Annotated in this window: 15 protein-coding genes; 2 read left to right on the top strand and 13 right to left on the bottom strand. The window is 52.6% G+C overall.

The annotated features are described in order from the left end of the window. Nucleotide 1 precedes the first annotated feature (1 nt). The 13 genes from CVT49_00315 to CVT49_00375 form a co-directional block, all read right to left on the bottom strand. Nucleotides 2–862 (bottom strand): Ni/Fe hydrogenase subunit gamma, encoded by an 861-nt coding sequence (locus tag CVT49_00315; GenBank protein PKK85020.1) that lies wholly within the window; start codon nucleotides 860–862, stop codon nucleotides 2–4. Then, nucleotides 852–1,316 carry a Crp/Fnr family transcriptional regulator gene (locus CVT49_00320; GenBank protein ID PKK85021.1) on the bottom strand — a complete coding sequence of 155 codons (465 nt, stop codon included), beginning with the start codon at nucleotides 1,314–1,316 and terminating at the stop codon, nucleotides 852–854. The genes CVT49_00315 and CVT49_00320 overlap by 11 nt, the downstream gene beginning before the upstream one ends. Before the next feature lie 32 nt (nucleotides 1,317–1,348). Next, nucleotides 1,349–2,470, bottom strand: a complete 1,122-nt coding sequence (locus tag CVT49_00325) for a sulfite reductase subunit A (protein ID PKK85022.1) — start codon at nucleotides 2,468–2,470, stop codon at nucleotides 1,349–1,351. 121 nt (nucleotides 2,471–2,591) lie between these two features. Beyond that, nucleotides 2,592–3,248 (bottom strand): sulfurtransferase TusE, encoded by a 657-nt coding sequence (locus CVT49_00330; GenBank protein PKK85023.1) that lies wholly within the window; start codon nucleotides 3,246–3,248, stop codon nucleotides 2,592–2,594. Nucleotides 3,249–3,265: 17 nt separating this feature from the next. Next, nucleotides 3,266–3,934, bottom strand: coding sequence for a hydrogenase accessory protein HypB (gene hypB, locus CVT49_00335; GenBank protein PKK85113.1), 669 nt, complete (start codon nucleotides 3,932–3,934; stop codon nucleotides 3,266–3,268). Between the two features lie 29 nt (nucleotides 3,935–3,963). Then, nucleotides 3,964–4,305 (bottom strand): hypothetical protein, encoded by a 342-nt coding sequence (locus tag CVT49_00340; GenBank protein ID PKK85024.1) that lies wholly within the window; start codon nucleotides 4,303–4,305, stop codon nucleotides 3,964–3,966. Beyond that, complete coding sequence (locus CVT49_00345; protein ID PKK85025.1) at nucleotides 4,298–4,771, bottom strand: hypothetical protein; 474 nt, start codon at nucleotides 4,769–4,771, stop codon at nucleotides 4,298–4,300. The genes CVT49_00340 and CVT49_00345 overlap by 8 nt, the downstream gene beginning before the upstream one ends. Before the next feature lie 3 nt (nucleotides 4,772–4,774). Then, on the bottom strand, nucleotides 4,775–6,238 hold the full coding sequence (locus CVT49_00350; protein PKK85026.1) for a Ni/Fe hydrogenase subunit alpha: 1,464 nt from the start codon (nucleotides 6,236–6,238) through the stop codon (nucleotides 4,775–4,777). Beyond that, nucleotides 6,231–7,223: an oxidoreductase gene (locus CVT49_00355; GenBank protein PKK85027.1), complete on the bottom strand. Its 993-nt coding sequence runs from the start codon at nucleotides 7,221–7,223 to the stop codon at nucleotides 6,231–6,233. Before CVT49_00355 ends, CVT49_00350 begins: the two co-directional genes overlap by 8 nt. Beyond that, a complete protein-coding gene (locus CVT49_00360) occupies nucleotides 7,220–7,726 on the bottom strand; it encodes a methyl-viologen-reducing hydrogenase subunit delta (GenBank protein PKK85028.1) in 507 nt (168 codons plus the stop codon). Before CVT49_00360 ends, CVT49_00355 begins: the two co-directional genes overlap by 4 nt. Next, on the bottom strand, nucleotides 7,719–9,722 hold the full coding sequence (locus tag CVT49_00365) for a disulfide reductase (GenBank protein ID PKK85029.1): 2,004 nt from the start codon (nucleotides 9,720–9,722) through the stop codon (nucleotides 7,719–7,721). The genes CVT49_00360 and CVT49_00365 overlap by 8 nt, the downstream gene beginning before the upstream one ends. Next, nucleotides 9,709–10,617 carry a disulfide reductase gene (locus CVT49_00370; GenBank protein ID PKK85030.1) on the bottom strand — a complete coding sequence of 303 codons (909 nt, stop codon included), beginning with the start codon at nucleotides 10,615–10,617 and terminating at the stop codon, nucleotides 9,709–9,711. Before CVT49_00370 ends, CVT49_00365 begins: the two co-directional genes overlap by 14 nt. Further along, complete coding sequence (locus CVT49_00375) at nucleotides 10,614–11,246, bottom strand: heterodisulfide reductase (protein ID PKK85031.1); 633 nt, start codon at nucleotides 11,244–11,246, stop codon at nucleotides 10,614–10,616. The genes CVT49_00370 and CVT49_00375 overlap by 4 nt, the downstream gene beginning before the upstream one ends. 82 nt (nucleotides 11,247–11,328) lie before the next feature. On the opposite strand from CVT49_00375, the gene CVT49_00380 reads away from it, so the two are divergent. Then, nucleotides 11,329–11,514: a hypothetical protein gene (locus CVT49_00380; GenBank protein ID PKK85032.1), complete on the top strand. Its 186-nt coding sequence runs from the start codon at nucleotides 11,329–11,331 to the stop codon at nucleotides 11,512–11,514. 160 nt (nucleotides 11,515–11,674) lie between these two features. Next, the gene (locus CVT49_00385; protein PKK85033.1) at nucleotides 11,675–11,878 is read left to right on the top strand and encodes a hypothetical protein; all 204 of its coding nucleotides are present in this window, start codon (nucleotides 11,675–11,677) and stop codon (nucleotides 11,876–11,878) included. Nucleotides 11,879–11,924 lie beyond the last annotated feature (46 nt).

Here is an 11,924-nt window from a genome sequence, read left to right on the forward strand (position 1 = left end):
GTTACATTTCCCACATTGAGAAGACATCTCTCATACTGTCGAAACGATAGACCGGCCCATCCTTGCAGACGAAGGTGGATCCGAGCTGGCAGTGGCCGCACATGCCGATGCCGCATTTCATGTTACGCTCCATCGATATGTATGTTTTATCCTCGGTCACGCCTCGTTTCAGCAGTTCAAGAACAGTATATCTCATCATAATTTCCGGACCGCATACCATAGCCACGCAATGCAGCGGATCGAAGGGCGCCCTCCCGATCAGGGTGGTGACCACGCCCACATTACCGCGCCAGGTGCCGGTGGCCCGATCCACGGTGAGATAAGTTTCGAGATCGAAACGGCTCCGCCACTTTTCCAGTTGTTTGCGATAAAGCATATCCTCGGGCGTCCGGGTGCCATAGAGAAGGACAATCTTACCGTACTTATTTCTGTTATGAAGAACGTAATATATCACCGGGCGAAGCGGCGCCAGGCCGATACCGCCGGCAACTATAACCACATCATGGCCTTCGGCCTCTTTGACCGGCCAGGCCGCGCCATAGGGCCCCCTGACACCGATAGTATCGGCAACCTTGAGGTCCTTCATGGCTTTGGTAACCGTTCCGACGGCGCGGGTCGTATGCACCAGAGGCCCCTCCTTGGTGGGGTCACCGCTGATGGATATCGGCACTTCCCCAACACCATACATATAAAGCATGTTGAACTGGCCCGGGGCAAATTTTATTGTATCGCGTCCCGATTTCGGGCCAAGCTCGAGGGAGAAAGTGTCGAATGTTTCCCGGACCACCCGATGAATGGTATATGGTTTCACCAGCATCGGTTCGGCCGCGGTTATGCCTGTTGTTTTATCTTTACTTTGCATTTTTGCCATACACATCCATTAACTGAAATCTTGTCGCTTCCAGTCTTTCAGCGATGATAATATTGAATCTTTTCATTATTTCATATCCGAGATCATGATCCAGCTCGCACTTGTCGCGGAGGCATTTTCCGTCAAGCACAATGGCGCGGGTCAGTTCCACGGCCCGGGCATCGAAGTGCCACTTGTACGGCGGAACCAGCCATGACCAACCCAGGATTTCGCCGGCTTCGCGCGAACGGATTATGATCGGACCCTTCTGGGGAACATGAGTTTCGATCTGAACCCGGCCATGCCGGATAAAGTAAAAGGAGTTGGCATCTTTGCCCTCTTTGAAAATGTATTCGTTTTCCTTGAAAACGACATTCGACGCACATCCGACAAGAGTCTGGATATGCTTCGGATTCATCCCCGCCAAGAAGGGGTGTTCCATTAAGATTCGCTCAAGATTTTCCATGGCTCAAACCCTCATAAAAAAAGGTATAATTTTTATGCCTTCTCACGGATAGCGGCGGCTTCCGCGGTGATATCGATACCGACCGGGCACCAGGTAATACACCGCCCGCAGCCGACACAACCGGGTGTTCCAAACTGATCCTGCCAGTAAGCGATCTTGTGCATCAGCCACTGACGATATCGCGATGATGCGGTCGCCCGAATGCTGCCCCCGTGTATATATGAAAAATCAACCGTATAACAGGAATCCCAGCAGCGCCATCTTTCGGCCTGATCGCCGCCCAGATCGGTTGTATCCTCGATATTGCAGCAGAAACAGGTGGGGCAAACCATGGTGCAATTGCCGCAGGTCAGGCAGCGCTTGACGATTTCGTTCCAGTGATGGCTGTCAAAATTTTCATAAAGAATCTCCTTGAGACCTTTCATGTCAAGGCTGCGTCCCATTTTCGACGAGGCCTCTTTGACCGCCTTTTCGGCATTACCCGATTCATGGTTTTCGGCGGGCCGATGCGCGACTTTTTCCAGCACTTTGTTCCCCGCCCTGGAACCGGCTTCGACGACAAAATAATGCTTGCCGCTTTCAAGGATTTCGGTCAGGGCCAGATCAAAGCCGCCGGCTGCCGCGGGGCCGCTGTTCATCGAGGCGCAAAAGCAATTATTCCCGGGATTGGTGCAGTTGACGGCCACGATGAACAAATTTCGGCGGACGGCGTCATATTCCGGGTCGGAATACTGGCCGTCACGAAGAATCTTATCCTGGATGGCAATGGCCTGAAGCTCGCACGGCCGGACACCGATCAAGGCTTTTTTGGCCGGCTTCGCATCCGAACTTTTGATTTCAAAACTGTGTCCGTTTCGCGCGGCTTCCAGCATCTTCTTGCGCGGCGGATAGAGCAGTTTTTTCCAGGTGTAGGGACCCAGAATAAAGCCAAACAAGGTCTTCTTTTCACTCTTTGTAAGGCGGTAGCTGCCGCCTTCCTGCCGATCCGTCCAGCCGATGGGAAGCTCATCGGCAGAATTGATTTCATCATAGACAACAGCGTTATCTCTGACGGTCGGCCCGGAAATATTGTACCCTTCGGCGCTCAGAGCATCAAAAAGGGCCTGGAAATCTTTCCGTTCTATCACTGATTTAGTTTCGTTATTCAATGGCACTCCCGACTTTGTGATTTATTTCACAAACTTAACACAATATAATGTGCGCCAATAATATTGTCAACAGAAAAAGTTCTGATTAGATTGATTAAAGGCTCCTTTCATAACCATGTTTCTTCCTCTAAGCATCTCTCAATCCGGCGACTTTGACCGCCCCGCGGTGGTAGCCGTCGGGGAACAGCTTTTCCAGTTCCTCCAGGCCGATATTATTGCTCTCGCAGGTGGCGTAGATGGTCGGAATCTCGCCCGTTCTCGAAAAATAATCTCTCATGAAAAGTATAATTTCCCAGTGTTTCTTTGTGAGATACTCGGGCATCTTCATTTCAAAGGCCTTGTGGAGGGCGAAGTTTTCATCCCAGTCGTTGAAATCGACCAGGAAGCCATAGACATCTGTCTTATATATCTTTTTCTCATACATCCGGACATGATGCACGATATGTTCTTCGATCCAGTTTTTCTGGAAGTATCCCTCGCGGTAAGTGACCCCGGCCAGTTTGCAGGCTCCGCGAAGATAACCGGTCGGAAAGAGCTTTCTCAGGTCGCCGAGCCCGATATCATTTTTGCGGCAGGCGACATATACCAGGGGGCAGTTGTTCATTTTATCGAAGCTGTTGCGGATAAAGCGGATAACTTTCCAGTGAGCTTCGGTCAGACCGCCTTCGATCCGCACCTGCGGCGCCATGCCCTCGGCAAAATTCTCATCCCATTCCTCGGGATTCAGCAGATAACCCAGGGCATCAACTTCATAGTCTTTTCCATTATGAGTAAAGTACCTCATAATATTGCTCCAAAAGCTCAGGCTTTTTTCTTCTTTTGCGCGGCCTCAACGAGCCATTTGTACCAGACATCAAGCCCCTCGCCGGTTCGGCAGGAGACTTCAAATATTTTCAGAGCGGCGTTTATGGTTCGGGCATTTTTTTTGACCTTTTCCGGATCAAAATCGGAAAGTCCCAGCAGGTCGATTTTGTTGACTATCATGACCGAGGAACGGCGAAACATGGCCGGATATTTAAGCGGCTTGTCATCACCTTCAGTGGTGCTGATTAATACCACCTTCATATCTTCACCAAGATCATAGCTTGACGGACATACGAGGTTACCGACATTTTCGATAAAGAGAACATCGGTGCCGGCCAGATCAATCTTGTCCAGGACATTACCGATCATTTTGGCATCGAGATGACAGGCGCCGCCGGTGACAATCGGCCGGACAATGCGGCCGCCGGCCCTGGTCAGACGGTCGGCATCATTTTCCGTCTGGACATCGCCCGCAATCAGCGCCATGTTCAACTTCCGGCCCATCTCCTTCAGGGTTCTTTCAAGCAGGGAGGTTTTCCCGGATCCGGGTGAACTGACCAGATTGAGGGAGAGAATTTTCTTCCCGGCAAGATCGGCCCTGATCTCGGCGGCCAGCCGGTCATTTTCCGACAGAACCTTTTTTTCTACTTTTATCTTCTCATCCATATCATTTCCGTTTTTGTAATCGTGCCCCATTATTTTTCGACAAGGTATGTAATATCAAGTTCTTCCCCCTGTACTAAATACATATCGGTCGAACCGCAAAAAGGACATATAAAAACAAACTCATTTACTTCAAAATCTTTGAGGCAGGAGCGGCAGTTTCCCTTAACCGGAACCTGCTCGATTTTAAGCACGGCTCCGTCAAGAGGGGTATCGACAACGGCCGCCTCGAAACTGAAAGAGAGCGCACCGGCATCAAACCCGGACAGGGCTCCCAGACGAAGGCCGACTTCTTTGATTCCGGACAGTTTCAGCCGGTTCATCTCATTTTGCACAATCTCAATTATCTCAGTTGCCACACGCAGTTCATGCATGAAAAGCCCTGTCTTGCCACCAGTTTATATAAGCCATGACGCACGGTATCAGCTTCTTCAACGATTTTGACACCGCCGCGCTCATTTCCTTACCCACAGTGTAAGGATCATCAACTTCAACCGCAAAGATTTTTATTTCTTCCGGGAAGTCAAGCTGCATCTGTTCCGCCAATAATATTAATTCGGGCAATCCGGTATAATGGGGTGACGGACTCATAACCGTTCTTAAGTCGCCCAGTTCGAGTTCGATAACCGACCCGGGCGAAAAACCGGACATTTGAATGGCGTCGATTATTATAACCTGTCGGTATCCGACCAGAAGATCAAGGAGCGCCACCCCATGCATGCCGGTGGCGACCACATCGGCTTGGCCGTTGAGCATGGTCTGCAGTTTCTCGGCGGCCAGAATGCCGATGCCGTCGTCACCAAGCAAGTCGTTGCCCAAACATAAAATCAGCGGTTTCATGGCTCACCTGCGGCGAATATCCCGGATCATATGGTGGTTGCTGTCAAAAACCCTGACCGCTAACGGCATCTGCCCCGGCAAGGCATGTGTGGCGCAGCCGTGGCAGGGGTCATAGGCCCGGAAAGCCATCTCCACCATGTTCAAAATTCCGTCATCGACCTGACCGTTTTTAATCAGGCCTTTGGCCGCCTTATCGACCGACAGGGCGATCCTGGCGGAGTTATTCTGTGTCGCCACAATCAGGTTGGCCTTGGTAATCACCCCTTTTTCATCGGTCTGATAATGATGAATAAGGGTCCCGCGAGGAGCTTCGACAATTCCGACACCCTCGACCGGCTTTTCGGTAGGTATGTTATGCACTTTGGGATTGACAATTTCCGGATCGCTCGCCAGCTCTCTCATCCGCTCGGCGCTGTAAAGCATTTCGATCAACCTGGCCCAGCTTGTGGCCAGTGTGAAATGCACCGGTTTGCCGCCGCAGGTTTGATAAAACTGTTCATAAGCTTCCTGGGCCAACGGCGTGGCCATGCCATCGGCGGCATTCAGGCGGGCCAGCGGCGCCACGGCAAAGATGCCGCTGTCGGGGCCGTCGGCAAAGCCGTTCCAGCCGATATCCTTAAGGTAGCTGAAACGCATATAGCTCCACGGCTCGACATGCTCCGCGATATGATCCAGGTATTTGCCGTGCGGAAATTTGCACAGCTCTTTGCCGTCCGGATCGACCACCCGGATCGGCCCATCATAGAAATTCACCTTATTGTTCTGATCCACCATACCCATGTAATATGTCTTATGGGTATAGATATCCGAGGTAATGTGTTCCATGTACTCAGGATTGTTGAGAACAACATCATTGAAGATTTTCAGGCTGAATTGCGCAAATTCTACCGCAACCTCGGCAGCATCGATAATCTTCTGCTGGTCGCCCTTTGCAATCGGCTTGGAAATGCCGCCCGGCAGACCGAAGACAGGATGAATGGTCTTACCCATTATCATGGTCATCAGGTCGCGCAACTGTTTGCGCGTGCCGATTACCTTCAGGCCGATTTCCTGCCCGACTTTGCCGAGAACGCCCAGAATATTCCGTTCCGCTTTGGGCGCTTTCGGCCCGACGACAAAATCGGGCCCGGCCAGAAAGAAGAAATGCAGGGCATGATCCTCGACATAAAAGATATTGTAAACCAGTTCCCTTATTTTTTTGGCGGCCGGCGGCGGCTCGACTTTGTACAGGTCATCGAGAGCCTTGGTCCCGGCCATATGATGAGCCGTCGGGCAGACGCCGCAAATACGCGAGGTGATTTGCGGCATATCCTCGGCCGGGCGCCCCTGAGCGAATCTTTCAAAACCGCGCAGCTCCGGCACCTGAAGGTAGGCTCTGTCAACACCGCCGCTGTCATTCAGGATGATATCGATTTTGCCGTGCCCCTCGAGCCGCGTGATGGGATCTATAACGATTCTTTCATTCATGGCTGTTTTCTCCTGGAACGGAAGGTTGATAGCGCCGATGCATCATTGAGGCCGGAAGGCTGTACCGGTGGAAGGTTCCGACCGGATCGACAATCTGACTCAGGATTTCGATGATCTCCCGGTCATCGTTCGAATCGGCCATGGATGCAAAAGCCGAAAGCGCTTTGGCGCCGAAATCGATTACGCGACTGGTCGGCCCCATGCATCCGGTGCAGGGCATATTGCCTTTGGGGCAGGCCGACCCGCAACCCTGACGGGTTACCGGACCCAGGCAGAGCAGACCCTGGGCGAGAAGGCATTTTTCCTGATCGATTTCTATTTCGAAGGGCCGCTTGAAACTCTTCAGAGCCATTTTTTCCGGTTTGGTGTCGCGGCGTTCGCATTCCTCACAGAGGGAAATATCCGGTGCGAGAACCGCTCCCGGAGCGGGCAGCTGCCCGCTGAGAATAGCCCCGACCGCTTCTTTTATCAGTTTGACCGGCGGCGGGCAGCCGGGCAGATAGTACTCCACCTTGATAACCTGATCGAGCGACTTGACCGTGTCCCATAATAGGGGAAGGGTCAAGATTCCGTTGCCGGTGTCATAGGCCAGTTTCGGCACCATTTTTTCATCATTGACGACTGAGGGTGCATTGAAATAGACTTCCTCGATCATCTCCTGTCGATTGAAGGTGTTGGCCAGACCGGGAATTCCGCCCAGATGGGCGCAGCTTCCGAAGGCTATCACGATTTGTGATTTCCGGCGCAGTAACTCGACCATCTCATGCTGCTCCGAAGAACGGACGGCTCCGTTGATAAAGCTGACGACTATCTCACCGTCCGCCATCGCTTCAACATCACTCTTCTTGAAATCAAGTGCGACCGGCCAGAAAACAATATCGACCGCTCCGACGACCTGAAGAATATCTTCGGCCAGATCGACAACCGCTTCCTCACAGCCGCCGCATGAGGCACACCAGTAAAAGGCAACTTTGGGTTTACTCATGGCGTCCCTCCTTGCACGGCGGTTACATTTTTGGCCGATCCGGCGGTCGGCTCGTGAAGCGCCGCGACAGTCATCGGTTCCAGATGAAGCGGCCCCAGTCGGCGAACCTGCTCGGTCATCTGGTTGATGACCTTCTGGACCTTGTCGCCTTCGGAAGCGGCGATCCATTCCATTCGCAGTCGTTCCGGCTCGATACCCATGGCGGCCATGTATCTCTTAAGCAGCGTCATTCTTCGCAGCGCCTTGTAATTGCCCTCCTGATAATGGCAGTCACCGGGATGGCAGCCGCCGATCAGGACACCGTCGGCCCCTTCGCGGAAAGCTTTGACGATAAACTGGGCATCGATCCGTCCCGAGCACATGACGCGAATCACGCGGACATTGGCCGAGTACTGCATCCGGGCGGTGCCGGCCAGATCGGCGGCAGTATAGGTACACCAGTTGCAGAAGAAGGCAACAATCCGCGGCTCGAATCCGTTGGTTTTATTTTCAGCATCAGACATAATTGATGACTCCTTCGATTTCATGGAAAATCTGTTCATCGGTGAAAAGATTCTGCTGCAGGGCGCCTGACGGACAGGCCGCCACACATGTCCCGCAGCCCTTGCACATGGCCCCGTTCACTTCGGCCGCATGCTTTTCCGCGATGAAATTGATGGCGCTGTACGGGCAGAGATTGATACAGGTATGGCACCCGGAGCAGTGTTCGGCCTGAACATAAGCAGTGTTCGGTTCCAGTTGCACGAAGCCTTTATCAACCAGCGCCAGTGCCTCGGCCGCCGCCGCCCCGGCCTGGGCGACACTCTCGGGAATATCCTTTGGTCCCTGGCAGGCCCCGGCCAGAAAAACACCGTCGGTGAAGGTTGACACGGGAGCCAGTTTGGGATGCCGCTCCAGGAACCAGCCTTCACGACTGCAACTGATATTGAACATCCGGCGGACATCCTCATGATCAGTCTGCGGCTCAAGACCAACCGAGAGTATGACCATATCGACCGGGATGCGGCGGACCGACCCGATCAACGTATCCTCGGCCCGGATAACCAGATGCCCTTCTTCCTCGGGGGTCATGGCCCAGTCGGTGACTTCGGCCACCCGGCCGCGGATGAAGTGGACATCTTCCATCAAGAGTTTCTCGTAGAATTCCTCATAACCCTTGCCGGGCGTCCGCATATCAATATAGAAATTGTAAATTTCCGCTCCCGTACGCTCCTTGACCAGATGTGCCAGTTTGAGAGAGTACATACAGCACACCTTGGAGCAGTACTTATTGGTTTTATTGTCGCGGCTTCCGACACAATGCACGACCCCGACCGCCTTGGGTTTCTTGCCATCCCTCATGACAATTTCCCCACCGGTCGGCCCGGCGGCATTGGTCAGCCGTTCCACTTCAAGACTGGAATAGACATTGGGGTACTTGCCGTAACCGTAGCGTGAAATGCGCGAGGCGTCGAAAGCCCGGTAGCCGGTGGCCAGGATAATGGCGCCGACATCGATTTCCTTTATTTCGGCTGTCTGTTCTAAATCAATCGCATTCTTCTGGCAGACTTCGACACACGTTTTCTTGCACTTGCCGGTGCGGAAATGGGCGCAGTCTTCGGGATCAATCACCGCCACCAGCGGCGTCGCTTGCGGGAAAGGTACATAGATCGGCTTGCGTTTGCTCAGGCCGACATTGAATTCATCGGGCGTTTTGCCTTTCTTGAAAATGCAGGCCTCGATGCAGTCGAGGCAGCCGACGCATTGATCCTCGATGACATAGCGCGGTTTGCGTTTTACTTTCACCTTGAAATTGCCCACATATCCTTGCACATTATCGATCTCGGAATAGGTCCAGAGAGTGATATTGGGATGCGAACGCACCGCCGACATTTTCGGCGTCAGGATACAGGCGGAGCAGTCGAGAGTCGGGAAAGTCTTGTCGAACTGGGCCATGTGCCCGCCGATAGTCGGTTCGCGCTCGACCAGGAAGACCTTGCGGCCGGAATCGGCCATGGTGAGAGCGGCATGAATTCCGGCGATACCGCCTCCGACCACCAGGACATTGGGATTAACCGGCACCCGGCTCTGCTCCAGCGGACGGTGCCAGGCGACCCGCGCGACCGCCGCGGCAATCAGCGCCTTGGCTTTTTCGGTCGCAGCCGCTTTATCTTTGGTGACCCAGCTCACATGCTCGCGGATATTGGCCATCTGGAACAAGAACGCGTTGGCATTAGCCGCCACCATGGCCCGCCGGAAAGTCGGTTCATGCATCAGGGGCGAGCACGAGGCAACCACGACGCGGTCGATCTTACCGGAGCGGATATCTTCCTGTATCAATTCCTGTCCCGGATCGGAGCACATGAATTTATATTCTTTGGCAATCGTCACATGGGGCAATTTGGCGGCAAATTCGACGGTGCTGTTGATATCGACCATATGGGCGATATTGATACCGCAGTGACAGACATACACACCGATTTTCGGTGCGCCATTGGGATTTATATCAACTGTGGACATGCTGACCTCCTGCAACTTCTCGCAATTCATTTGACGGCTGAAGCCGGACAAAGAGACGGTTCATGCCCAGCTTGCGCTGTTCAAGACCGAAGGCAATGCCCATCAACTGGGTGAAATAGACAACCGGAATTTCGCCGCCGCCGCCGAATCGTTTTGCTATTTGCGGCTGATAACATTCCAGATTGAACTGGCAGAGCGGGCAGGCAGTGATGATGACGTCGCTGCCGCGCTTTTTTGCCTCATTCAGTAAGATGTAGCTCAATCTCAGACCGACATCCTGTATCGTTCCAGTCAATGAACCGCCGCAACATCTGGTCTTGAGGGGCCAGTCGATGGTTTCGCCGCCCAGAGCCTTGACGATGCGATTCATTGAGGTCGGGTCATGTTGATCGTCGAAATCGGCAAAGGGGCGAACCAACTGACAGCCGTAATAGCAGGCGACTTTCAGACCGGCTAGCGGCCGGTTAACCTGTTCGGCGATTCTTTCGGTGCCGATGTCATTGACCAGGACATCAAGCGGATGCCTGATTTTGGTATGACCATGATATTCCAGCCCGCCGGCGGCCAGGGCGCGCTTGACAGTGTCGTTCAACGTCTTATATTCATTCAGATAGCGCCTGGCCTTGTTCAGACCGAGATAACAGGCGGCGCAGGGAACAACCATCTCGGCGCTGCCGTTATCGCCGTTCTGCTGTTCGGCCAGGGCGAAATTGCGGGCACTGAGCGCAAAGGCTTTGAGCTCGCTGACCGACATATAAGCGGTGGCGCCGCAACAATTCCAGTCATCGATTTCCTTCATCGGGATTTTCAGAGCCTCGAACACGGCCAGCATCGATTCCTCGTATGCCCGGCCGGTACCCTTTAAGGAGCATCCAGGGAAATACATGTAACTCATAGATTTACCTCCCCAATTGCTTCCAATTCCTCTTTGCTCTTGACCATATGCTCTTTTTCGAGCATTTTAAGGATGCTTTTCAATTCATCCTTGCGTTTGATCGATTCTTTTTTGAGGCTGAAGCGGCCGCGTATCAACAACTTCCAGCCCAAACCGGCCTGCTTGAACATCTGAAAGGGATTGGTTTTCAAAAAGAGCCGAAGCAACAGGCGGCCCTCGCTGCTGCGGCCGTCCCTTTCGACACATTTGAAAAACTCACCGGCCAGAACCGAGATTGGGAAACGTTTGGGATAGACTTTTCCGCGGATGGCCAGCCGCTTGACGGCATACATAATATCGGTAAGTTTGATCTCTTTGGGGCATTCGACGGTGCAGGAATAGCATGAAGCACACAGCCAGGTGGTGTAACTGCTGAGCACTTCACCTTTGCATCCGGCCCGAATCATGGCGATAATTTGTCGCGGGGTGAAATCCATGTACGGGCTCATCGGGCACATGCCGCTGCACGTCCCGCACTGGATACAACTGAAAAGCTTATCCCCGCCGGGAATTGACGCAATTTCGCGGGAGAAACTCGAATCCAGTTCCGCCTCATAACGAATTTTGCGCCACCCTTGCCATTTTTCCATGACATCCTCCTTGGGGCAATGGTTAATCGGAGGCATCAATTCCTGAACAAACCATCCACTCGGGGACGGCCTGTCAAATGAGGTGGCGCAGCAAAAGCCGGATTCGGTCAACCCGGACACCGGTTATGAGAACCGGCGCCGGCCCGAGCCGGACGGATCGTCGCTATCCTGTCCTGTACAATTCAGCCGCATAGATCCGATTCGCCGAATCGGTGTCGCCCAGGGCATAACATGGACACGGCGAATTGTTCGGATACGCGGGCGCTGAGAAGATGGCATATAACCGTATGTTCTATAAGTATATCCGACCATTGCAAACCGTCGATAGAATGTGAAATTATTCACAAGCAAACTCAAATAATAAAAATTATTTTGAGTCTTTCCAACATGTTCCAACGGTCTTTTTACAATTTGGAGCAGTTTAAGAAATGGTAATAAAAATAATTTCCGTGCCGAACCAATCATGGTTCGACAGGAAAAACCATCTTTACAACAGGGCGGTAGGCGACGCTGCTGCGTATTTGACCACCGCATCGGAATCAGTCCTCCCGTTTTTAATCTTTTTGAATATAAACAAGTCGCTCAAGTATGTCAATCAAATTATGTCCTTTTTTGCCTTTTTTGAGGAATAATAGAGGATTATTTTTGTCTCCAATTATTCAATTCATAAACAGAAAG

Source organism: candidate division Zixibacteria bacterium HGW-Zixibacteria-1 (assembly GCA_002838945.1).
In the GTDB taxonomy this organism is placed as follows: domain Bacteria; phylum Zixibacteria; class MSB-5A5; order GN15; family PGXB01; genus PGXB01.

Bases quoted from the DNA above. Each gene is read 5' to 3' on its own strand.
- CVT49_00345 (PKK85025.1), bottom strand. From the start codon at position 4,771: ATGAAACCGCTGATTTTATGTTTGGGCAACGACTTGCTTGGTGACGAC.
- CVT49_00370 (PKK85030.1), bottom strand. From the start codon at position 10,617: ATGAGTTACATGTATTTCCCTGGATGCTCCTTAAAGGGTACCGGCCGG.
- CVT49_00350 (PKK85026.1), bottom strand. From the start codon at position 6,238: ATGAATGAAAGAATCGTTATAGATCCCATCACGCGGCTCGAGGGGCAC.
- CVT49_00385 (PKK85033.1), top strand. From the start codon at position 11,675: ATGGTAATAAAAATAATTTCCGTGCCGAACCAATCATGGTTCGACAGG.
- CVT49_00360 (PKK85028.1), bottom strand. From the start codon at position 7,726: ATGTCTGATGCTGAAAATAAAACCAACGGATTCGAGCCGCGGATTGTT.
- CVT49_00375 (PKK85031.1), bottom strand. From the start codon at position 11,246: ATGGAAAAATGGCAAGGGTGGCGCAAAATTCGTTATGAGGCGGAACTG.
- CVT49_00315 (PKK85020.1), bottom strand. From the start codon at position 862: ATGCAAAGTAAAGATAAAACAACAGGCATAACCGCGGCCGAACCGATG.
- CVT49_00320 (PKK85021.1), bottom strand. From the start codon at position 1,316: ATGGAAAATCTTGAGCGAATCTTAATGGAACACCCCTTCTTGGCGGGG.
- CVT49_00330 (PKK85023.1), bottom strand. From the start codon at position 3,248: ATGAGGTACTTTACTCATAATGGAAAAGACTATGAAGTTGATGCCCTG.
- hypB (PKK85113.1), bottom strand. From the start codon at position 3,934: ATGGATGAGAAGATAAAAGTAGAAAAAAAGGTTCTGTCGGAAAATGAC.
- CVT49_00355 (PKK85027.1), bottom strand. From the start codon at position 7,223: ATGAGTAAACCCAAAGTTGCCTTTTACTGGTGTGCCTCATGCGGCGGC.
- CVT49_00365 (PKK85029.1), bottom strand. From the start codon at position 9,722: ATGTCCACAGTTGATATAAATCCCAATGGCGCACCGAAAATCGGTGTG.
- CVT49_00340 (PKK85024.1), bottom strand. From the start codon at position 4,305: ATGCATGAACTGCGTGTGGCAACTGAGATAATTGAGATTGTGCAAAAT.